At 47.2% G+C, this 23,165-nt stretch carries 19 protein-coding genes; 6 read left to right on the plus strand and 13 right to left on the minus strand.

The genetic code is table 11. The annotated features are described in order from the left end of the window. The first annotated feature begins 19 nt into the window (after positions 1-19). Positions 20-640, plus strand: coding sequence for a hypothetical protein (locus AC1XUF_RS07560; protein ID WP_483341070.1), 621 nt, complete (start codon positions 20-22; stop codon positions 638-640). Positions 641-682: 42 nt separating this feature from the next. On the opposite strand, the gene AC1XUF_RS07565 is transcribed toward AC1XUF_RS07560, so the two are convergent. The 6 genes from AC1XUF_RS07565 to AC1XUF_RS07590 all read right to left on the minus strand — a co-directional run bounded on the left by AC1XUF_RS07565 (position 683) and on the right by AC1XUF_RS07590 (position 10,867). Beyond that, the gene (locus tag AC1XUF_RS07565; RefSeq protein WP_483341071.1) at positions 683-1,321 is read right to left on the minus strand and encodes a T9SS type A sorting domain-containing protein; all 639 of its coding nucleotides are present in this window, start codon (positions 1,319-1,321) and stop codon (positions 683-685) included. A gap of 12 nt (positions 1,322-1,333) precedes the next feature. Continuing rightward, the gene (locus AC1XUF_RS07570; protein ID WP_483341072.1) at positions 1,334-2,629 is read right to left on the minus strand and encodes a hypothetical protein; all 1,296 of its coding nucleotides are present in this window, start codon (positions 2,627-2,629) and stop codon (positions 1,334-1,336) included. A 151-nt stretch (positions 2,630-2,780) separates the two neighbouring features. Continuing rightward, positions 2,781-3,041 carry a hypothetical protein gene (locus tag AC1XUF_RS07575; RefSeq protein WP_483341073.1) on the minus strand — a complete coding sequence of 87 codons (261 nt, stop codon included), beginning with the start codon at positions 3,039-3,041 and terminating at the stop codon, positions 2,781-2,783. Between the two features lie 71 nt (positions 3,042-3,112). Further along, entirely contained in the window at positions 3,113-3,403 is a 291-nt protein-coding gene (locus tag AC1XUF_RS07580; RefSeq protein WP_483341074.1) for a hypothetical protein, read from the minus strand. 4 nt (positions 3,404-3,407) lie between these two features. After that, positions 3,408-9,800, minus strand: a complete 6,393-nt coding sequence (locus tag AC1XUF_RS07585) for an RHS repeat domain-containing protein (protein ID WP_483341075.1) — start codon at positions 9,798-9,800, stop codon at positions 3,408-3,410. A 77-nt stretch (positions 9,801-9,877) separates the two neighbouring features. Next, entirely contained in the window at positions 9,878-10,867 is a 990-nt protein-coding gene (locus AC1XUF_RS07590) for a M43 family zinc metalloprotease (protein WP_483341076.1), read from the minus strand. A gap of 300 nt (positions 10,868-11,167) precedes the next feature. Here AC1XUF_RS07590 and AC1XUF_RS07595 point away from each other — a divergent pair, with 300 nt between their 5' ends. Next, complete coding sequence (locus AC1XUF_RS07595) at positions 11,168-11,626, plus strand: (2Fe-2S)-binding protein (protein ID WP_483341077.1); 459 nt, start codon at positions 11,168-11,170, stop codon at positions 11,624-11,626. A gap of 12 nt (positions 11,627-11,638) precedes the next feature. Continuing rightward, complete coding sequence (locus AC1XUF_RS07600) at positions 11,639-13,813, plus strand: xanthine dehydrogenase family protein molybdopterin-binding subunit (RefSeq protein ID WP_483341078.1); 2,175 nt, start codon at positions 11,639-11,641, stop codon at positions 13,811-13,813. A gap of 12 nt (positions 13,814-13,825) precedes the next feature. Here AC1XUF_RS07600 and AC1XUF_RS07605 read toward each other — a convergent pair whose 3' ends face one another. Beyond that, positions 13,826-16,603 (minus strand): DUF6797 domain-containing protein, encoded by a 2,778-nt coding sequence (locus tag AC1XUF_RS07605; RefSeq protein WP_483341079.1) that lies wholly within the window; start codon positions 16,601-16,603, stop codon positions 13,826-13,828. A gap of 96 nt (positions 16,604-16,699) precedes the next feature. Between AC1XUF_RS07605 and AC1XUF_RS07610 the strand changes: the two genes are divergently transcribed. Together AC1XUF_RS07610 and AC1XUF_RS07615 are read left to right on the plus strand one after the other, a co-directional pair. Then, a complete protein-coding gene (locus AC1XUF_RS07610; RefSeq protein ID WP_483341080.1) occupies positions 16,700-17,998 on the plus strand; it encodes an NCS2 family permease in 1,299 nt (432 codons plus the stop codon). Between the two features lie 8 nt (positions 17,999-18,006). Continuing rightward, complete coding sequence (locus AC1XUF_RS07615) at positions 18,007-18,804, plus strand: 5'-methylthioadenosine/adenosylhomocysteine nucleosidase (RefSeq protein WP_483341081.1); 798 nt, start codon at positions 18,007-18,009, stop codon at positions 18,802-18,804. Positions 18,805-18,817: 13 nt separating this feature from the next. Here AC1XUF_RS07615 and AC1XUF_RS07620 read toward each other — a convergent pair whose 3' ends face one another. After that, the gene (locus AC1XUF_RS07620; RefSeq protein ID WP_483341082.1) at positions 18,818-19,111 is read right to left on the minus strand and encodes a type II toxin-antitoxin system RelE/ParE family toxin; all 294 of its coding nucleotides are present in this window, start codon (positions 19,109-19,111) and stop codon (positions 18,818-18,820) included. Between the two features lie 6 nt (positions 19,112-19,117). Beyond that, positions 19,118-19,357 carry a type II toxin-antitoxin system ParD family antitoxin gene (locus tag AC1XUF_RS07625; protein ID WP_483341083.1) on the minus strand — a complete coding sequence of 80 codons (240 nt, stop codon included), beginning with the start codon at positions 19,355-19,357 and terminating at the stop codon, positions 19,118-19,120. A gap of 119 nt (positions 19,358-19,476) precedes the next feature. On the opposite strand from AC1XUF_RS07625, the gene AC1XUF_RS07630 reads away from it, so the two are divergent. Next, positions 19,477-20,010: a GNAT family N-acetyltransferase gene (locus AC1XUF_RS07630; RefSeq protein WP_483341084.1), complete on the plus strand. Its 534-nt coding sequence runs from the start codon at positions 19,477-19,479 to the stop codon at positions 20,008-20,010. Between the two features lie 74 nt (positions 20,011-20,084). On the opposite strand, the gene AC1XUF_RS07635 is transcribed toward AC1XUF_RS07630, so the two are convergent. The 4 genes from AC1XUF_RS07635 to AC1XUF_RS07650 form a co-directional block, all read right to left on the minus strand. Further along, entirely contained in the window at positions 20,085-20,816 is a 732-nt protein-coding gene (locus AC1XUF_RS07635; RefSeq protein ID WP_483341085.1) for a LytR/AlgR family response regulator transcription factor, read from the minus strand. A gap of 15 nt (positions 20,817-20,831) precedes the next feature. Next, a complete protein-coding gene (locus AC1XUF_RS07640) occupies positions 20,832-21,983 on the minus strand; it encodes a sensor histidine kinase (RefSeq protein WP_483341086.1) in 1,152 nt (383 codons plus the stop codon). 129 nt (positions 21,984-22,112) lie between these two features. Beyond that, positions 22,113-22,346 (minus strand): hypothetical protein, encoded by a 234-nt coding sequence (locus tag AC1XUF_RS07645; protein ID WP_483341087.1) that lies wholly within the window; start codon positions 22,344-22,346, stop codon positions 22,113-22,115. A gap of 137 nt (positions 22,347-22,483) precedes the next feature. Continuing rightward, positions 22,484-23,164 carry an START domain-containing protein gene (locus AC1XUF_RS07650; RefSeq protein WP_483341088.1) on the minus strand — a complete coding sequence of 227 codons (681 nt, stop codon included), beginning with the start codon at positions 23,162-23,164 and terminating at the stop codon, positions 22,484-22,486. Position 23,165 lies beyond the last annotated feature (1 nt).

The raw sequence follows: 23,165 nt of genomic DNA on the forward strand, positions 1-23,165 counted from the left end.
CGCAGCGCATTTAAGGTATTTGCTGAAAAAAAAGCAGGAGAGCTATTCCCATTATGTCATCATTCCGCATTTCCTTGACGAGCCGAAAACCGGTCATCATGTCATCAGCCGTCTTCCAAAAAACAAGCTGATCCTCCTGGAACGGAACCTGGACGAAATTTCCGGGAAGTTCGGGGTGGTATTTGAAAATTTTGCGCTGGATATTTTCAATGCGCTGGCGCAGATCAAAGGTCAGCTGAGAAAGTACCATACCATTAACCTTATTTACAGCGCACAGGGATCATTTCCCGAAGAGATTTCCAAAGGTTTCGTGCGTTTCTGCAACGACCACAGGTTTTGTTTTAAAATCCTCCCCGAGGTAACCTGTGGTGCGGTCCTCGATGGAGAAGCTTACGTGGTTTCAGACGACCATATGATGTTTCTATTAAAGGAAATCATTGATTCCAACCTGGTCACCGGCCAGAACGTGGGTGTGATTTCGTACAATGAGAACAATGCGAAAAAGCTGATGCTCAATGGCTTGACGACCATTTCAACGGATTTTAAAGTAATGGGCAAGTCCGCCGCGGAAATGGTACTTACCGGTTCGATGGCGCGGATCGCCAATCCGTCGCGGCTGATACTGAGGTCTTCAGTGTAACTGTATAAGTCTCTGCGGGCGTCGTGACATGATCAGCTGTTCTCAATGCTTTACCACTTTGCCGAGTATTCGGAACCCGTTCCGGATCAGCGCCCTGACCATGTAAAGCCCCGAAGGAAGGCCGCTTACGTCAATCCCCTCTTCCGGAATAGCCCCGGCGTCCAGCACCACTTTGCCGGCAACATTTACCAGCTGAACACTTGTGGCCCCCACACGCCCAATTTTCAGCCTGTCCCTCACAGGATTCGGAAATAACGCGATTTCTGCTCCGAAACTCAGGTTTTTGATTTTGCTGTAAGTGAAACTGCCATCCCTATCGACCATTTTCAGCCGGTAGAGATTCTCGCCCTCCATCGGAAATTGATCTTTAAAAACATACTCCGCTTGTGAAAAACGGTTGCCGCCAGCTGCCACAGCTCCCCTGTTTTCCCAGCTTTTTCCATCCGCGCTCCGTTCCACCTCAAACCGGTCAGAATTGGCTTCCGATGCGGTTTTCCAGGATAACAATGCCGCGGTACCCTCCGCATCCCTCGAGGCGTCGAAGCTGATCAACGTGACAGGCAATGCAGGCCCACTGATTCTTTTAATGCGATTTCCGGAGGTATCATGCGTGTAGGATATCTGTGCGCCAGCCATTCCGGACGTGGATAGTAAGAAAAGTAGTGTGTAATTTCTGATCATGTGTGTAGTGTTTTAGAGTTGATATAAAATGCCTGAACCAGCTGAAAAAATACGCGAAATCTGGTCGTACCTATATTGGCTGACAAAATTCAACTTCTCAAAATGCTCGTGATCGTAAGGCGAATTATTGTCTTTTCTAACGATATTCTCAGACAGGAGGGTTCTTGGATAAATACCTCCCTGAAATTTCCCAAAGACATTCAAAAACAGCCGCCCGCCGACATGATAATTAAAACCCAGGCCGACATTCAACGCAACCATCAGTTCTTTTGAATGCGATCTGTACCAAAAATTACAGCTCTTAGTATCGCTTGCGTCTTTGTATAAAATAGATTCCTTCATTTGATGGTTCTTCATGATGCAGATACTCGGCCCTGCAAAGACAAATGGCTGCAACTTACGTTTGCCAGGATCTGCCAGCAGGTATTTTAATGATAGGTCATTATTGAAGCTAAAAAAACTATAATTGCTAGCCTGAGGAACAGGATTATATCTCTCCTTGATCGCAGGAGGAATACCTACTGTCTCATAACTTCCCCAGGAATAAGAAAAATCATTTAACAATAGCTGATAATAATATGAATTCAATTGCACATGCCAGCGCGGGGTAATGCTGGCAGCAATTTGTAATCCAACCGGCGCAATGCTATTATAATATTTTCCGGTTCGCACTAACTCATGATCCTTCTTCAAATCACCCATTAACCGGAGCCATGTACAAACTGAGGCAACACTTACAAATGGCCCGACATAGAATTTCGACTTGAACTGGTTAACATTTTGCCGATTTACGGACTGAACGTCATTATTAACAGCGTTCACAAATGTTACTACTTTCGTAAAGTACTGGTACGAATAACTCTCATGCTTACCATAAATCTGATAAAATGAATTCATTTTGTCCTCTCCGAAAATAAGCGGCAGTGCACGGTTAATATGATCTTTTGAAATATACAATAGCGAATCTTCATTCTCTATATAAAAATGTCCCTGGGGTTCGTCAAAAAGCAAACCATACCTACCCCGGACAAATGACACCATCATTCGCGGCTCGCCGTTCCGATGCTTTTTGAGAAAATACTTCCCATTGGCTAGGTTAACAGCTTTTACATCCTCAAAATCAATGGAATCATTGAAATCTCGATCCTTTTGTCTGGCTAGAATAAAATGTTCTTTGTGACTGAATTTAGAGACGGAAGTTGTCTCAATGGATCCATTTTCGTAGTAAATGGAATCGAATTGGCTGTTTTGGGCTTTGGCATTGTGTGTGATTAAAATGATCAAGAGGGTAAAATAGCGTTTCAGCATAGTTTTAAAAAGTGTGTTTGATGATTAAATGATAATCCGAAAATATATTTGTTTCAAATTAATTTATAATTTTTCGATGCTTTTGAAGTATCGATAAAGTAATAACTGCTTGATAGGAATTACAAATAACATTTTTAATGTAATGACAATATTAGTTAACCGTTCCAGCATGTAGTTTTTCAAGAGTATCTAAAATTCTTTCTTTGAGCTCTTCTTCATTGAAATGAATCATTAAGTAGTCAATCAGTTTTTTCTTATAAATCGTGAATTGGCTTGCCAGCTCATCCAGGTCATGGAATAAGCAGAGTTCCAAATCAGTTAAGGTCTTATGATCAACTTCATAATGATACAATTGATAAAAAGTACCGCAAAAGGTGATTCCATCCATTGATCCGGCTAAATATGAATTCATAGTGGTGTACAGTTTATTCTTGTCTGTTTTTGTGGTCATTTTATGTTATTTTATTTATAAATATTATATTATTACTCCTTATTTTTCGATAAAATATTAGCTATACAAGAATAACTAACCATCAATAAAACAATGGTAGTCACAATTACGAGGATATGATTTAATATGTTGCCTTTTCTCTTTTTAATAGTCTCACCTTTCTCAGCAGCTAGTCGCACTTCGCTAGGTGAATTGGATATTCCCTCTAACTGAGTCTCATATTTCTCACTTACTAAAAGATCTAAATAGTCACACCCTTTCAAACCTAAAACAGAAAGAAGAATAAGGACTAGAATGACTATTGTAGTTTTGGTTGCTTTCATTTTTTTATTGTTTTGGCCCCCATAGCGCTGGATTATATCCATGCTTAATTGATTCAATATTTTTTAAGTAAAAATTAAGCGTTGATGGAGTCTCATAGTTACCTAATCTTGCACCTCCTGAGTTAAGACCTTGACAAACAAAAGTCGAACAATTTCTTCCGAACAAATAGTAAGTATCGATAACTCTCCCTGTATTGGAATAACTATCTCCATTTGAGCTAATAGCTCTCCCAGAATTATATAGGCCATTCATATAAGAATACGCCTGTCCCGCATTCACGCTAATTTTATACGACTTTGTCGGGTACTTTTCTGTCCTTTCTTTGATGAATTGTTTAGCATCCTCACCTTCTTTCTTTAATAGAACCCCGTTGCCTATGGGGCCAAATCTTCCAGAGGCTGGCGAATAACTGCCGTTGTATCTACCGTACGAAAACACAGTGCCATTAATTTCTACATAAACATGCCCAATGCCATCAGTCTCAATATAAATAGTAGCTTCTCCATTGTTTTCTTTATCGTCTGATCCAGCTATTGTATTTGCATTTTGTAGATATTCTCGTTGCAAACCTTCATCAAAGGAATTACCACCATTTTGGGTGGGCTCATTTCCATGTTGGGCAGGGATTCCTAGAAATCCGGTAGCCTGATTACCAAAATTGCTGATTTCATGAGTCCTATACCAACTCATCAACTCATCCTTGGTCATTTTACCATCCGGATCAATAAACCGTACCGGATTCGCATTACCATAAGCATAAGGACTCCAACGCCGGTTCCCCTCGCTAGCCGGATCCACCTCCCACCAACTCCCCAACACGGGATCAAACCACCTTGCCCCGAAATCGTAAAAGTTTAAATCAAACTCATCATTCAACTCCTTTGCATTGTAAAGATACCGATACTTTGAAGCCGTGGCATCATTGTACCAGGCCCCATCAAATGCCTTTCCGAATGGGTAATAATGGGTTTCGCCGAGTATCTCCGTGTCGTCCTGGATTCCGGCGGCGCCTTTGTCGGTGAACACGACCCTGGTATTTCCCAGGTGGTCGCGCAAGGCAAATTCGTACCGGTAAGTCTGCCCGGCCGCGGCTGTGTTGAATGCACGGCCTTCCTCATTGTAGACGGCGTCCACCTTGTTGTTTTTCAGCTCGATGCCGTCCAGGTAATCCTGCGTGAGTGTGATCGCATTGTTAGTCTTGACCGTTTTGCGAAGCTTATTTCCCAATCCGTCGTATAGGAATTCAATCGTATTGTTCGATCCAAAATCGAACTTCGAAGGCAGGTTCAAATGGTTATGCGGCGCATCCAAAGCAACGTGCGCCGCCGGAACGCTGCTGACGCCATTGCTTTGGGTGGTCAAATTCCCTCCCGCCGGGATGACCAGCGTCTGGTTATCCACCGTGCCAGCGGTATATTTGGCGGCACCTTTGATCAACCCATTACGGGTAATGCTGGTGACATTTCCGCGGATGTCAAAAGTCTGAGATTCGCCGTAGTAATTGACGGGATCAATGGTGTTCGCGGCAGTATAATTGGAATAACGGGACTGGGTGAGCCTGTCCAGGTAATCATAAGTAAAGCCATAGGCCTGCGTGGCACGGCCCCGCACCTGCCAGATCATTTGACCAATGTTCCCGCTTTGCTGGACCGTGCCGAACAGACCTGGCGTTAAAGTATTGTATTCCAGCACCTCCCGGAACAGGTCGCCATTATTATTGCCCGAGAATGTCGGCGTATTGAAGTTTGTCAGCATATTGCTGAGCGGAAAAGTGCTGCCGTTCCATGGCACCGTTCCGTTGATATTAGATAGCAGTCCGTTGGTCAGGTAGCCGTAGTCAATCTGTTGCAGCCCGTTCCCCAGCTTCTTCCAGCTTAGCTGGTCTTTGTCGGTATAAGAAAGTTGGCTGATGACCTTGTCGCCCTCATTGTTCAGGTTCTGGCTCGTTTGAATGAGCCGGCCCCAAGCGTCAAATACACGCGAATTAACGACATTGACTGTTCCCGCGCCGCTGACACTCGCCCGTGTTTCGGTCAGGATGTGATCGCCGTGGTCATAGCCATAGGTCACGCTTTCGGCATTAAGCGCACCAATGTTGGTATGGTTATTACCGGTAGTAGTACTGACCCTGCCATAGGCGTCGTAAGCAAATGTGGTCTGCAGCACCGCATTTGCAGCCGCCGGAGTGACCACCGGATCGGCCACGGTGAATGCCTGCACCTTGCTGGTTTTCAGTTTGTCGATCTCTATGCCGCTCGCTCCGTAAACGTTTCCGATGATTTGATTGGCAAGCACAATGCCATCACCGCTGCCGCTGGCATAAACGCCTTTTTCGGTCAGCCTTCCATAGTCGTCATATTTGCTTCCCATCCAGCGATTGCTGTTGGCGCGCAGAATGGGGTCCTGGTATTTGACCGGCAGGTCACGGCTATTGTATTCAAAAACCTCATATGCCTTGCCAGGTACCTTTTTCTGGCTGATCAGGTCATTGTTGGTATATTGGTAGGTAAATACCAGTTCGGCATCGTTCCAGCCTGCGCCCGGGGGGATCACCCGCACCAGCCGGTCTTTATCATCATACACGTAATATGTATCAGCCCTGTTGCCCTCGCCGGCATCGGCTTTGCGGCTGAGCAGGAGACGGCCCTTTTTATCGGTAAAGCTGATCGTCTTATTACCATTGCCGTCCGCCAGTGTTGTTTTTGACAGCAGGTTGTCCGCAAAATTGGACGACGTGCCGGTTGCAAAGTGATAGTTCAGCACGGCGTCGCTTCCCGCATTGGCCCCATAACTGTTCACCTCCGCAAACCATGCCGGAGGCGTAACTTTCCAGACGCGGCCGAGCGGGTTACTCTCATATTCCGTTAACGTAAATGGATTGGCGCCGGGCACCTGGTAACTGCCGTCGGAAACGGTGCTGGCAAAAGGTTCAAAGCTCTTGAAAATCCGCCCCTGATTATCATAAGCATGAGCTGCTACCTGGTCTTTGCCCGCTGTGGCTTTGCCTTTATAAACCGTTTCAATGCTGCGCCCCAATCCGTCGAAATACTGGAAGGTCTCCTGCGTTCCAAGGCCGCTTCCCGCTACGGCGGTGTAAACGGTACTGGTTTTCACGTTGCCCAATGCTGTAATTGTCCCCGCACCATTGACTGTCGGATAGGTATAGGCGTACGTGGTGACCACATTGTTCGCACGGGCCTTCATCTGCCACAGCCGCATGAGTTTATCATAGGTGTATTCCGTAAACTGTCCGTCTGGATTCGTTATTTTGCTGACCAGGCCGGTACCCGCCACATATTCGTATTGCCAGCTGAAATTGCTGAATTGTCGCTTTTTGATCAGTCCCGCAGCATTCCATTCGTAAGTTTCGGCCAGCCAGCCACTTTTGGTGAATTGTTTGGGCAAGCCCGCCCTTCCGGTCGCCGAGCCAATACCATGGTAGCTGTCGATCTGTCCTTTCTGCACCCAGGCGGCCCCTTCGTAATTTTTGAACTGATAGGGCCGTATGAAGGCGGAAGGGCTGGAAACGCCGGCACTCGCAAACGCGCCGGAAACATTGTCGAAGAATGCAAACTCCGTTTTGGAACCCTTTACCTGCGTGCCGCCTACTTTGACATTGATTTCCAAAGGGACCAGCAGGTTCAGATTTGCAAACGTACTTTTCTGATCGGGAGAGATGTCAGCCAGATCGGCCGGATATTTATATTCTGTTTCAGTTGCCTTGCCGTCGGAGTTAGTCAGGGTTTCCCTGGTAAGCTGCAGATGATTGATGCCGTTGTATTGCTTGTCAATGGTGACCAGTTGCCCGTCGCGAAAAGTTTCGACTTTCTGGTACCGGAAAGGACGGGTATAAATGGTGTAGCTTTTCCAGATCGTAATGGCGTTAGCGGGGTCGCCGCCCCGGAAATAAGTGTTGAACTTCGCATAGGTTCCCTGGCCCAACTGCGCAGGCTCGGGCGTTTTTTCATATTGCAGATCATATGCGACGTCCGCGTTATTTGCGGTTCTCTGCCTTTTAGCAATCAGCTGGCCCGAAGAAATCCGGGGCTGCGCAGGACTTACTGGCAGCCCGGTAAACCCCGGCGAAGGCATGTTGATGTATTGGTAAAGGTTGTAATAACCTGTACCCGCCCCGTCAAAAGACTCTTTGACAGTCGAATAGCCTAAATGATTACCCTCAAACGAACCCAGCGGGACAACCGGGTTTTCAAAAAAGAAATCATAAACATACAGCTTGCTGCTCCCGGAACAAGGCATCGCCGGATCGACAGAAAACTGGCATAATGCAGGATCTATGCAGGCTTTAAAAACATGCCCGTAAACCGGATCATTGTATAAAATCCCGCTGGACTGAGCGGGGTTCGATAAAGGATCAAAGTAACCATAGCTTTTAACCACATCGTTGGCCACAGAGACGCCGTCATTACTGGTCACTTTTTTGATCCGGAGGCCACCGACTTTGATATTGTCCGTCACTTTTACAGATGAGAATATGCTGAACGACAATCTCGAAGCCACGTTCTTGCCCCAAACCTCAAAACGGACGGGCACACCTGGCGGAATACCGGGAATCAGCTTTCCCAAAACGCCTTCCTTCACGAGCGGGACATCGTTTCCGCTGTCATTGTCATTGGTACTTACCGCCGTGCTCACGGTTTTGATCAGCGCATTGGTAGTATTGTTATAAACCCTGATTTCCAGGCTCGTCCCATTGGTACAGTTCATCTGTACCGCCTTGGCACCGATCGACTCCCATTTATAGTAAGCAGCGTCGGGATCATTGAAAGTTTGGACCAGCGTTTTCATCAACACAGGAAAGCCGGCTACGCACTGGCCTAATGGCCAGGAGGCATCGAGGGTATCGGGCGAGGCGCTGAAAGTGTTGACTTGTCTTGACCCAAAATAGGTATTCGCCTCATAATCAAATGTTGTGGAACCACCTGTTGGATAGGTCATTTCCTTCAAAGTCCCCAGTTTCATCGGCTCCTCGCTGGTTTCACGGTTGGACGTTCCTTTGACGATGTCCATTTGTTCCCCAAATTCATTCAGGAACTGTAAACGGGTGGCGGGGATGTTCAACCCGGCAATGGTGTTGCCGCTGGCTTTGTTGTAAAAACCCCAATGGTCCGTGGCAGAAGACAGCCGGCTTGGCAGAAATGTCACGGTGGCCGGGTCTTCATAGTATTGAAATAAATATGGGTTAACCGTTACCAGCCCATCGCAAGATTTCTCTTGAATCCCACTCAATTTCAAGCGTTTATCTTCATTATCATTACCTGTTTTTAATACCGATGCATCCACATAATAACTTTGAGAAAGTTCGAATTTTTTGCAGAAAGTACCCGACTGAACCTGTATGCTTTGCAATACTTTTGCGGGGTTGGGGGACGCGTTGTCATTGAAATCCCGGTTATCCAGGTCTTCGCGGTTATTGCCGGCGTTGAATGTGATCGTCGAGGTGGGCGTGGTAATGCTGCTTAGTCGCCAGCCTTCCACATAATTGGCATTTTCGCGGTATCCGTTTACCGGTGTGCTCTGGTATCCAAGCGAAAATCCTGCCCTGAACCCATACCGGTATTTTTCCTGCACATAATCCAGGTTAATCGTATAGTTATTGTCGGCTGAGGAAATTTTCCTGAGATACCAGCTGCTGGCCATCAAACTGTTCGCCGGGTTTGTCCGCGTCAGTTCAATTCCCTTGGCATTGGCGCTGTTGTCGATGTTCCCGAACTGGTATCTGGTGCCGTCGGGAGTAGTAATCGTAAATGCTCTCAGCCTGGCAATATTTGCCGTTGTTCCGTCCAGTTCGTAGTCAATGCGGATATCCTGCCTGGGGACAAGAACAATCTTGGGGTTCACAACACCATCATTGGTTTGATCTGCCTCAAAGAAAAACTTGCCATTGTATTCGCCGACCGAAAACGAGAATAGGTCTGGTTCCGCATCACCGGCACCACTTCTGAAACTCTGATAGTTGTAATCCTGTCCCGACGATATGCATCCCAAGCCATCCACGGCCAGATTGGTACCCGAATGAAAATACCCTCCTGCACGCTCATCTTCTTTCCCCTGCACCGTTCTGGTAATCACGCCGCCCGCTTGCAGCGACCAGCCAAGCCCCACCCAACTAGCCAGCTCTCCCACTTTCAGGCCGCCTGCATGGTATGCCAGCGAGACCGGCAACTTAACCGGCCCATCTGATGCGGTGAAAATCGGTATGCCAATACTCTGGACACCCGTATAGTAGCCTACCGGAATATCCCCATATTTCCCGAGGCTAGCTGCATTAGGCGGAGGCATTACCGCATCCTTGACGGAATTATTCACCGGCTGGGCATAAGACCGGCCTTGGAGAAAAACGACAAAGAGTGCGCAAAAAATAAAAGCTTTTTTCATATGGGCAGTTTTTGCGTGTGTATGCGGACGCCGATGCGACGACCGGTTGATTGATTGAACATTTGAATCGGCAGCCGTTACCTTTTGATCAGTCCGCTCCGGGGACCGCCTTCGGCAAGCATGGCACGCATCCGTGTTTTCTGGCCTTTGGTGAACAGCGTAAGGAACTCGTCGTCGCTGTTGTCCATGAAGTTCATGTACATTGCCAGCGTGTACCCCTGACAGTGCGTGACGGTTTCGTGATTGGCTTCTTTGCTGATCTTGTAATGAGGGCCTCCATGGGGAGGTGTATCTGCAACCAGATCGTCCTGGCAGGGATTGCGATCGTTCCATAACTCATACAATCCCAGGTAAGTACCCATCAGATGCACCAATGTTTTGCCCTGATTGTAATAGGCCTTTGTCAGGTCTTTGTTATTGGCGAAATAGTCGGTATCAATAACAATACCGTCGAGATCAGTCGGTGCGCCTGGGAGATGTGCGTAACCTGCGTTAAACCAATCCAATTCGCCGATCCAAATGTTGACTACTTTTTTGCTATCAAAAGGCGCTACTCCTCCCGATCTTGGATCCTGGATTTCATTGCCGATACCGAAGATTTCCTTGCTTGTATTAACGAAGTCAATGCCTTTAACACCTCCCAAATCTTCTGGTATATAGAACTGTATCAAAGGATTAGCACCCAAAGGCTCAAATTTTTCAATGGCTTCATTCGTATAATCCTTCTTATCCTGTTCGTAGGTCCCGAAATGTTTGTTCAGTACTTCCAGCTGGTATTTGATCTGTGCCTCGTCCATCCTCTTCTGAGGGTCCGAAACCAGAATATGAAAGACGACCGGAACCCGATAAACCTGCTGATCATCTGTTTTGCCTTCAAAATCAGCAATAAAACCCTCTAGTTCTTTTATATTTTCTGCATAAACGGGATACTTTTTGAGGGTTAGCTCCCTTACTTCCTGGCTATTGAACTTCCGGTAAACACGGTCCTGAGCCAAGCTGCTCACATTCATCAAGAGAGCCAGAAAACCAACTAAAACGAATTCTCTACGGATGTAAAAGTGCAGCATAGTGTTCTGTGATTAAGAAAATTTCAGTTTTAAATAGAATTATTCAGATCGTATATCGATAGAAATAATTGAATTCGCGACCGATATAACCTGGCCGACTAGTTACAAGAATTTCTAAGCTCACAGACTTTTCAATGAGCAGGCGGTTGGACCCCAATTATTCTGCGTCAATCCGGCGATTTCAAAAACCTGTCAAAAAAGGTATTTCATAATTTGTCACAAGCAGGTCGTCAAATGAATTCGGAGAGTTTGATCATGTTTTTTAAATTGGAAAAGATAATGAGTAACTGAAAAACCAATATGCCATCTTACGATCTAAACATCAACGGTAAACCCTATACGGTCATCGCCGACGAGCAAATGCCGCTGCTTTGGGCGATCCGGGATTTGGTCGGACTTACCGGAACCAAATACGGCTGCGGTATCGCACAATGCGGCGCCTGTACCGTGCACCTGAGCGGAGCGCCCGTGCGATCGTGCTCATTTCCGGTTTCTGCGGTGAGCGGCCAGCCGGTTACGACGATTGAAGGCATCTCAACAGATAATTCTCATCCTGTTCAAAAGGCGTGGATCGCCGAGCAGGTACCGCAGTGCGGGTATTGCCAGAGCGGGCAGATTATGTCGGCAGTAGCATTGCTGGCCAGCAATGCCAATCCAACCGACGAGGATATCGATGCTGCCATGAACGGCAACATATGCCGGTGCGGTACTTATCCACGGATACGCAAAGCCATCAAAGCTGCTGCAAAAAGTCAATAAACCCATTTAGCCATGAAAAATCAAGATCCTGCCATCTCCCGCAGAACATTCATCCGCCAGACCGGTATTTCGGGTATCGCTTTGACGCTGGCCGCATACTTCCCGGCCGCTGGCAAAGGAGCTGTTGAAATTATCAATGCAGGCACAGGAAATGATATTGGTAAGGAATTGATTTCCTGGATTTCGATCAGCCAATCGGGTCAGGTGACGATTATGAGCCACCGTTCGGAAATGGGACAGGGTACTTTCCAGGCGATGCCACAGATCATTGCGGAGGAGCTGGAAGTTGACCTCGATCACGTAAATATCATTTTTGCTCCGGCAAATCCGAAAAAATATGGGCCCCAACCGCAGGAAGGCAGCTTCTCGATCAGGGGATGGTACCAGCAGCTTTTAAGGATCGGAGCTTCCGGACGCGAGATGCTGATCAGGGCAGCGGCAGAAAAATGGAATGTGCCCGCCCCAGAATGTTATGCTGAGAACGCGCAGGTATTTCACAAGCCTTCGGGGAGAAAGCTGGGTTATGGAGAGCTGGTTGAAGTCGCTTCGGGCTACGCCCCACCCGAGCATGTGACATTGAAGCTCAGAAAAGATTATAAGATCATCGGAAAGCCGCTGCCCCGGCAGGACATTCCGCTCAAAACCAATGGTACCGCTATTTTTGGATTGGACAAAAAACTGCCGGGCATGCGATATGCCGTGGTAGAACGCAATCCCAGGTTCAGGGGAAAAGTCAAAAGTTTCGACGATACGGACACAAAAAAAATTCCCGGGGTTACCCATGTCTTTAAAGTACAACGGGCGGTCTTTGCCAGTTTTTACGAAGGCGTGGCAGTCGTTGCAACTTCCACCTGGGCGGCGATGCAGGGACGCAAAGCACTGAGAGTCGAGTGGGACGATACCGGGTTTGATTTCCCGGATTCGGCAGAGCTTACCAAGCAAATGCATGAAAATCTGCTTAAACCAGGCCCTTCCGAGCAGTTTGAAGATGCCTTGAAAAATGCGGCCAAAAAGATTGAAGCGATTTACGAAACGCCCTACCAATCGCACAGCTGCATGGAACCGCTCAATTGCATTGCAGATGTAAAAGAAAACAGCATCGAAATCTGGGGCCCGTTGCAGGAAGCTGTTTACACGCAGGCGGACCTGAGCCAGCGCATGGGCATTCCGATTGAGAATGTGAAGGTGAACATGACGTTTCTGGGCGGCGGCTTCGGCAGGAAAGCATTTAGCGATTATCCGCATGAGGCCGCTTTGATCTCCCGGGAGATCAAAGCGCCGGTGCAGGTGATCTGGACGCGTGAGGATGATATGAGCCAGGGGCCTTTCCGCCCGGGTGCCAGTTATCTATGTAAAGGCGGGGTGGATCATGATGGTAACATTCACGCATTCCAAACGGTTACGGCCACGCAATGGCTTGGTCAGGAATGGACTCCTGAGCCCTATGGCGCTCCCGGCCCGATGGAATATAACAAGGGATCGATAGAAGGCTTATTGGAACCGTATTATCATTCCATCCCGAATTACAGCTTCGCCGGTGTCGGTACCCGAACGCCCGTTCCTGTGATGTGGTGGCGCTCCGTATATGCGTCGACAAATGGTTTCGCCTGCGAAAGTTTTATCGACGAGCTCGCCCACGCCGCGGGAAAGGACCCTTTGCAATTCAGAAAAAATCATTTAAAAAATCCTCGTTATTACGCTTTACTGGAGCAAATCGAAACAGTAACCGATTGGAAGAACAGAAAGAAAAATGAAGGCTGGGGCGTAGCAGCGACCGAATGTTTCACCGGCCTTTGTGCGCACGTCGTGAAAGTCAAACGCAAACCCGACGGGAAAGTAAAAATCGAAAAAGTGTTTGCCGTGATGGATTGCGGATGGTATGTGAATCCGGATATCATCAAAGCACAGGTAGAGGGCAGCGTCGTCATGGGACTGGGAGCCGCCATTACCCACGAGACGACATTTAAAGATGGAAAAGCAGTTCAGCAAAATTTCGATACTTATCCTATGCCACGGATCATGGGTATCCCCGAAATCGAGGTGCATATAGCTGAAAACAATGAAAAGGCTTGCGGCGTAGGCGAGCCCGGGCTACCTCCGTTTGCTCCGGCGTTGTGCAATGCGATTTTTGATCTGACCGGGAAACGGATCAGGAAACTGCCGTTCAGCCTGGACGACTTTACCTGATCCAACTGAGTTCTATTTACCCGAAAGCGATTTGATATAAAGGATCACCGATTCAATTTCAGGATCGGAAAGCACACCGACGAACGAGGGCATTTCTTCATTATAGCCTTTTACAATGCGTTTGGAAGGCGTTAAAATGGATTCGCGCAGGTAATTTTCATCTGCCACGACTTTTGTACCATCTTCGAAGACCCTTTGTGACTTATACAAATTCTTGAAAGGCGGCCCGTACATCCCGTCTGTTTTCGTTCCTGGGGAATGACAACCTGCGCAAGCCATTTTCTGGAAAATCTCTTTTCCCTTTTCCGCTGAGGCCAGTTCTGGCTTGACAGGCTGTGCGGCCATTTCCGCTTTCTTCGCGGTTAATAACGCAAGGTCAACATTTCCAAAACCGTATTTTTTGAGATCAAGGTCGTCGGAACTATTGACCGTAAAATACAAGTGGTCGTTCATTTTACTACCATCCTTGGCCATGATCCTGTAACCGACCTCCATTTGCATGATCTCCTTCATGTCGGGCACGAGCAATAGAACCTTCTTGCCGTCGGCCGACAAATAAGAAGCCGCTACCGGCAAAGTTTCTTCGCCCGTGCTGCCGTCCAGTTTAAAATGGCCCGACCCGTATTCCTCCGTTCTCTGGTAGTTATATCTTTTCACCTCAAAGTTAGCTGGATTTGCTGTGGCAGCCTTGTCCAATGCGGAGTCGAAGCCAACGATAATGCCTTGGTTTCCAGCGTGGAACTGATTGGGCATGTAGCTGGGCTTACCGGTATAGCGTAACCTCAGCAAAGCGCTGATGCCCGTGGATGCAGAGCCCCAAAGGTTAAAGCCGACAACATACAATTGTTCGTCTGCGGGGTTTAAGGCACCTTTTGAAGTGGGTGCCGGATAGTTGGCGTTGATATAAGATACCCCACCTTGGATGACCTTTGAGGTACTGTCAAACAAAACCCGGAATAACCCTGGGGTACCGAATGAAAAATGGACAAGGCTACCGCTCAACGGGCCCATTTTATTGCCGGTAACCCAAGCCTGCCCCAGGCTCGACCGGTCGACATTATGGGGGATCCAGGTAAGTGGGGGCGCTACGGGGGGATTATCATAGCGGTGCGCAGTAGGGATTACGCCATAGTAATCTCCTTTTTTGATGATATAGATAGGTGTTGACGGAACAAAATTACCTTGCTGGTCGGTAGCGGTTAAGATTCCTGTTTGTGGATTAAAACCCAGGTATGGCCCACGTAAACCCGTCGCTACCATTTCGAACCTTCTCCCATCTGGCGAAATTTTCAGGATTGTGCCGTTTTGGTCCGAGCCCGTCCTGAAACCTTTGCCAAACGCCATGGCTGTCATTCCCGGACCATTGCTGAGGCTCCCTCCTTTGGCCACATAAAAACTTCCATCCGGCGTGTACACCAGATCGGCAGCCCACTCTCGCGACTCGGCGGATTGGGACATGACGTTTGAAAAATTCTCATAATAATCCGCATTCCCGTCCTGATTGAGATCGTGCAGTTTGACAATACCGTTTCTGTCGAACACGTAAATTGTGTCTTTCACGACTTCGATACTCATCGGTTCGTGTAACCCGGATGCGAACCGTCTCCATCTCACATTTTCCAGTTTCCTGTCAATACCCGCGATGGTCCACACATCTCCCTCAAAGGTGACGACCGCAGCCCGGCCATCTGCAAAAAAAGCGATATCAGCTACCCTGACGTTCCGTTTCCATGGATTAGCCAGCGGCAATTCAACCTGGTCGGTAACAAAAGCTGCCGTGTCGGGCGAAATCTTTCCTTTGGTTACAATGGTTTCTTTCCAAAGCGTCGGCCCTCCTTTCGTAAAATCCGGCATGGCGAAGGGTTTCTCGCGGCAAAGTTTTTCAAACGCTTTAATGGATTTAACCGGGCCTTTCCAGATCAAAACCATTGCTTCCGATTGCTTAGCGCCGGCGGGCACTTTCACTGTCAGATACCTGCCCTCCATAATCTCCGGCTGCCAGTTGCCTTTCCCCGAGATCCCGATTGCCGTTACCGAATCCCTGTTCATACCCTGATAGACATAAGCCACTTTTCCCTTTACCTCGCTGCTGGTCGCGTTGCAGACCTCGGCCGCCGTCATATAAAGATCTCCGGCAACCTGTTCCGCCCTGATTGTCCTGGTGAACGCAACCTGTTCGCCGAATCTGGCACTGCCCGGCATCTCAAATATCCTGCTATCACCTACCGAATACGACAATATGGCTTGATTACCATATACATAAGAACCGCCCCACCTGGCCTGCCCGGCGGGTAATGCTTTCCAGGAAGGTTCGATCAGCGCATTTCCGTTTCTGAAAACGGGCTTTCCTGCCGTCCATCCCGCATAAGGGCCTGTGGCGATTTTGGGTTCGCCTGTCACTTTTGCTATGCCGTTATTTTTATTAAAAAAGTCTTTATAGGAGACCTGGGCCATTAAAACCATTGGTAAAAATTTGCCGGTCCAGGCCACCGACCACCTTAGCAAGTCGGTATCAAAGCAGGCGTAAGCACTGTCACCCAGTTGTAACGCCAATGTACGTGCCGCCTGGTTATCCGCCGGAAAGCCAGCGCCTAACTTGCGGGCATCTACAGAAGTTGAAATATAAGTAAAGCCAGGCTCTACAAATGGATTAAGGTGAACCGAGTCGGGCGTCGATGAAATATTGGGCTGATTATGGGTGTAACCGGTGAGCAGGACGGTAGCCAGGGACAACACCACGAAAGACAACACTCCCCATTTCCCGACCTGATTTTTAAGAATTTGCGACATGAAAAGACAGATTGTTAGATTAAGTCCAAAAGTCGGGCGTCAGCAAAACCTCCTCATTCGATTTAAATCAATATATTTGAACTAAACCGCGCTCCTATGTTTTCTTTTTCCGGGCTAAAAAAAGAGCAGACCTCGCTTTCTACAGAAATCCTGGCGGGGGTTTCCTCCTTTCTCGCAACGGCCTATATCATTGTTGTTAACCCATCGATTTTGAGTCAAACCGGGATGCCGTTTTCGGCTGTGCTGACTGCAACCATCCTCGTATCATTTTTCAGCAGCATGATGATGGGCATTTATGCCAACAACCCGATCCTGGTAGCACCAGGAATGGGATTGAATGCGTTTTTTACGTTTTCGGCGGTTCTGACTGATCAATTAAGCTGGCAGGTTGCGTTAGGGACCGTCTTTTGGTCGGGTGTTTTCTTTCTTCTGCTATCCGTTTTTAATATTCGATCTTACATTGTCAAGGCGATCCCGAAGCCATTGCGATATGCAATTGCGTCGGGCATCGGTCTTTTTATCACCCTGATTGGCCTGGCAAATGCGAAATTCATTGTAGCCAATCCAGCCACAATGGTTAGCCTGGGCCGCCTGAATGCCCCAACGCTTACCTTCCTTGCTGGGCTTCTGATTACAGTCGTTTTGCTGATCCGCAACATGAAGGGCAGCATTCTGATCGGCATCATTGTTACTTCACTTCTGGCATGGCCTATTGGCCGATGGTGGGGCGGAACAGAACCTGTGATCACGATCAGCAAACTGATCGCCATGCCCGATTTCAGCCTGATCTTTCGGCTGGACCTGATCAACTCGTTGAAATGGAGCCTTGCCCCGATCATCCTTGCGTTTGTTTTTACCGATATGTTCGACAGTCTCTCCACATTTGTGGGATTGGCGGAAGCTTCTAATTTGCTGGACGAGAACGGCGAGCCGAAAAACATCCGGAAATCACTGATCGTGGATGCATTCTCTACCACCATAGCGGGCTTGGCGGGAAGCAGTCCCGGCACTGCGTACATCGAATCCGCAGTGGGCATTGAGCAGGGCGGCAAAACCGGACTGACCGCAATTGCAGGGGCCGTGCTTTTTCTCCCGTTCTTGTTTTTATCACCTTTATTAAGTGCAGTGCCTGCGATTGCGACCGCGCCGGCATTGGTTTTAGTGGGGGTATTTATGATGAAGCCCGTTGTTAAAATCAATTGGGACCAGTTGCATGAAGCATTTCCGGCATTTCTGGCCATGGTACTGATTCCTTTTACGTATTCGATCACCCAGGGGATCATCTGGGGATTCCTGAGCTGGACTGCCCTGCACTTATTAACCGGCAGGGCCCGGCAAATCAGCCTGGCCTTGTGGGTCATTGACATATTCGCCGTTCTGGCGTTAATTTTTTAGAAACAACAATGAAAAAACTCCTCGTTACGCTTTTTCTAATTTTCCCTTATCTCACTATTGCACAGGATGTTACAGGAATATTGGGCGCATTCCCTCCTGAGTTGGTTCTGTTGCAAAAGAAAATGGAAAACCCGAAGGATACCATTATCAGCAACACGCGTTTTACAAAAGGAAAGTTAAATGGCCGGGCGGTAGTCCTGGCGCAAACTGGTGTCGGCAAAGTCAATGCGGCGATTACAACCACTTTAATGATCCAGCATTTTAAACCAAGGGAAATTATCTTTTCGGGGATCGCAGGAGGCATTGATCCGGCATTATCGCCAGGGGATCTGGTAATCGGCACACAGGTTGGTTATCATGACTTCGGTGCATTGAGTGACGACGGAATGAAGTACTGGGCCACCAAAGACCCTTTTACCCAAAAGGAAAATCCGGCTTTCTTCAGTTGTGATCCTGCATTGGTACAAAAGGCCATCGCTGTTTCGAAAGTGCTGAGATTCACAAAGGTGAACCGCGACGAAGGCAGCATCGCCCCGACCGTCAAAAAGGGCATCATTGTGACCGGCGACGTGTTTGTCTCCTCTGAAATCGTCACAAAACGTTTAATGAGAGATTTAAATGCCGTCGCCACTGAAATGGAAGGAGCCGCAATCGCGCAGGCCTGCTACCAGCAGCATATACCTTTCCTGATCATCCGGAGCCTGAGCGACAAGGCCAATCATAAAGCCAAGGCCGATATGGATACCTTTTATGAGATTGCGGCTGAGAACGCGGCAACACTGGTGATGGCCGTTGTAGGGGATTGATGATCAGTCGTTTTCACAGTCGATTTTTAACATCCATGCTGACGTGAAGAATACGGATAATCTCGATCAGGTTGTCCTGAGTTTTACGGTAGAAAATGTAATGTTTAGAATAAAGTGCTTTGCGGTAACCCTTGCTGACCGAATCGGCTGATTTCCCTTCTATTCTTCCGTCCGCGATAGCAATAAAAGACGACACTAGTCCTCGAATGTATTTCTCCGCCTGATTAACAGACCATTCCTCAACAGTGTACTCCCAGATTTTTTCAAGATCTTTTTGTGCGCGTATAGTTATTCTGTATTCTGCCATATTAAACTAACCACGTTTTTTCATTTTGGCTATAAAAGCTTCCGGGTCAAAATTCTCAACCCAGCCACTTTGCTCACCCTCAATGAGTGCTTGTCGTAAGACTTTCAACTTTTCCTCTTCCTCTTCCAATAATCGCAGAGCCGCACGAACAACTTCACTGCTCGAAGCATAGCGGCCACTTTCAATTTGACTTTTAATAAAAGAATCAAAGTGAGGGCTTATCGATATAGAGGTGTTCTTTCCCATAAATTATTGATATCTTATTTTTGATATTAAACAAAATTACCAAAAATTGGTAATACAAATGATGTTCAGGGTTCAAAAAGCGCATGAACCTGATTACATCCGAAACAAAATTTAGACCAATGATCCATTTGAGACCCGCTACCATCGACGACCTCGCTCTGCTTCGTCATTGGGAAGACCAGCCACACAGCATTGTCTCTGAGCCAGGCGACCGGTGGGATTGGGAAACCGATCTGACTCAGAAACCGGACTGGCGAGAGCAATTTATCGCCGAACTGGACGGAAGGCCCTTGGGCTTTATTCAAATAGAAGATCCTGCCAAAGACGAAGAGCACTACTGGGGCGACATCGCGCAGAATTTGCGGACAATCGATATTTGGATTGGGGAAGCGGAGGATCTTGGGAAAGGATATGGTACTGCGATGATGCACCTTGCTCTCGATCGCTGTTTCGCCCAAGATTCAGTAGCCGCAGTCCTTGTTGATCCGCTAGAATCGAATGCAGGTGCACGGAAATTTTACGAAAGGCTGGGTTTCAGATTTGTAGAGAACCGTATGTTCGATGAAGACCATTGCGCGGTGTACCAGCTGGACCGGACGACCTGGCGAGAACCTGCTGAACTGGGCCCTGAGATCTTGCCTCCAATCATGTAAACCGACCTTTCGACAGGGATATCACGATAACAATCCAGAAAGATTTTCCTCAAAATTCCCCTCGTTCTTAAACCTTAAAGTCCTCTGTTTTTGTCTAACAACTTGCTGTTAACCACCTCCTCGATCACCTGCTCACGGTAATTCCGGCTGATCGGCACCACGTGCGAACGGATGAAGATTTCATTCCCTTCAATTCCCTCGATTTTGGCAATAGACACAATATAAGATTTGTGGACACGGATGAAATGACGGCTGCTCAGTGTCTGTTCGAGATTTTTGAGATTAAGCAACGTGATGTACTTTCCATTTACGGTATAAATAGTCACGTAATTCTGCATGCCTTCAATGAAAAGGATATCTTCGAAAAAGATCTTCTCGTACTTGCTGCCGCATTTAATGAAAAAGTAATTTTCTGTGATCTCGTTTTTTGAGCTATCCGATTTGGTTAAAAGTTTATGGTAGTCTTTGGCTTTATTGGCAGATTTGAAAAAGCGGTCGAAGGTGATGGGTTTCAGTAAATAGTCCAGCACATTCAGCTGAAAACCTTCCAGCGCATAACTGGGATAAGCAGTCGTGATGATCACGATGGGCGGTTTCTGAACAATTTTCAGAAAATCGATACCGTTCATTTTTGGCATCTGTATATCCAGGAAAATCAGATCAACCTGCGTTTTATCCATCAGCGTCATCAGTTCCAGGGGATTTTCGCAAGTACCAGTCAATTGCAGGAAATCCGTCTCCCGAACATAATCCGCAAGCCCTTCCCTGGCCAGGGGTTCATCGTCAATAATGGCACATCTGATCATTTTATAGGGTTGATTTTAAGCTATTTGTGTATCGGAGGTTAATACGACGGTTTCAAGCATCACATTGAAATGAACCTCAAAACGGCCGGGAATTTCTATGATATCCAGTTGGTACCTGCCCGGATAAATCAAATCTAACCTTCTCCGAACATTTTTCAAGCCAATGCCTCCATAATTAACAACTTCATTGCCTTCGTCGGGAGAGGTACTGTTAACGATACAAAAGTCGAGCTTTTCCCTTTCAACAACTAACTTGATTTCAATCCAATTGGGGGCCCCACTGTTTTTCGACACATGCTTGAAAGCATTTTCCAGGAACGTCATCAGTATAAACGGGGCGATTCCCAAATGCTCCGTTTCCATTTTCTGGCAGTCAAAACGAATCTCAATATTCTCGTTCTGCCGGAGTTTTTCGAGTTCTATGAAGTTTTCGAGATAGGTGATCTCCTTGCTCAGCGGGATTTCATGGTCGTTGCATTCGTACAATTGATGGCGCAATAATTCGGAAAATTTGGCCAGCGACGCCGACGCCATATCCGGGTTTTTATGGATCAGGAAAAATATGGAGTTGATGCTGTTAAATAAAAAGTGGGGATTGAACTGGTATTTAAGAAAATTCAGCTCCGTTTCCAGCTTCTCCTTTTCCAAAAGTTGCTGGCGCCTCTGGGTTTGCAGCCAGTTTTTGGCTAGTTTGATGCTCATTGCAAAAGTGATTGCAGCTACCGTGGAAGAAAGAGGCCCTCCTACCGCCATGTGCAGAAATTCGTAGTTACCTCCGCTACCATAAAGCTCCTCCATGGTTTTTCCTGCCACATAGGCCCCAAAATAATATCCGGGTGTGATACATAATGCGGTACAGATAATGGTGATCAGCAAGCAGGCTATGTAACTGGCGAACCGGCCCTTTTCCAGAAATTTCGGAATGAGGTAATATAAGTTAAAATAGACCGCAAGCGCCTGAAAAACAAGATAGAAAACGAATTTGGAAGCCAGTGGCGTAAACAGGATGTTGCTGGCCGCCCTCGCAGGGTTTCCTGTCGCGACGACCCACCACAGATAGTGGTATACGATCCAGAACGGAATGTGGTACAATTTATACTTCTGAAACCAATCCAGAGTGGCCTTGGGCAGTCTGGGCACGGATTCATTTGTTGATAAACTGTTCATTTGCAATTGCTTGTAGTTTCATGTGAATGTCCGTACAAGTTACGCGAACTGACTTAAATTTCACCTTTCAATACACCAATTCAGCGTTTTAATTGACCACCCACCTGCCTTGCTATACGACTGGCAGGATCAGGCCAGGATAATCCCGGTTGGCGCCGTGTTTTTTTTCGCCTCCTCGGGATACTGCAGTTTGAGTTTCTTGCCCTGCTCGTCGGCTTCTTCGAGCAATTCAAAGGTTTTACGTTCTCCGACCATCAGCAGCGCCTGGAAAAGTACCCCGGCATAAGCGCTTTCTTTCGTACCTGGCCCTTTTTGCTTGGCGAGATCATTATAGTACCCAAAAAGATCTTTACCCTTACCCATCGTCTGTTTCGTAATGTCTTTAACTATTCCAATACTTTTTACTAAAAATTAATGCCGAAGGCCAACCAGCTTACAGGGCACATTTATAACAGTCGAAAGTATTGTTGCATAAATACCTACTTATCAACAAATTGGAATCAGTGGCCTGCAGACCAGTGGGTCAGCCGCGGATCGTAGCGATTTTCCACATTTTTATCGCGTCTCAGGAGCAGTTCCTTCTTCATATTGGTAAAAGTTTCAATCGGTCCCTGGCATGCAAACAGGTTAACGACGTTGGCCGGTATGAGTCCTCCCGGATCCACCTGCAGGATATATTGCACTTTTACCTGGCCCTCTTTCATCGGTGTTATCGTCCAATTGCTGTCTGAATGATTTACTCTCACTTTTCCATGCTTTACTGGCATCATTCCCTGGATGGCAGAGGAACTCACTATCGCCACGTTTGTCTCGGGATTTTCTGAAACTTTAAGGTGAGTTACAAAATCCCGGTTGTCAATCGGCCATGGCAGACTTACTTCACTGTAATAATACAGTTCACGATCTGACACCGTCTTGATTAATGAACAGGATTTGACATGACGGACCCACCTCCCGGAAGCAGAAATATCGAGGAGCAGGTCGATCACCTCGGCGGTACTTGCCTGAATGGTGCATTCCACCTTAAGCGCCTTTACTCTGGAGTTCGGAATGGTTCTGTTGTAAACCTTAATATCCTCTTTTCCTGTCACATAATTCCACTGAGGCTGCTGTTCAGACTGACCAAACGATGATCCGATTTGAATGGATAACGGAATGATAACGAAGATTAAGTTTTTCATG

The sequence above is a fragment of the Dyadobacter sp. HNCC25DJ185 genome (genome assembly GCF_056895195.1).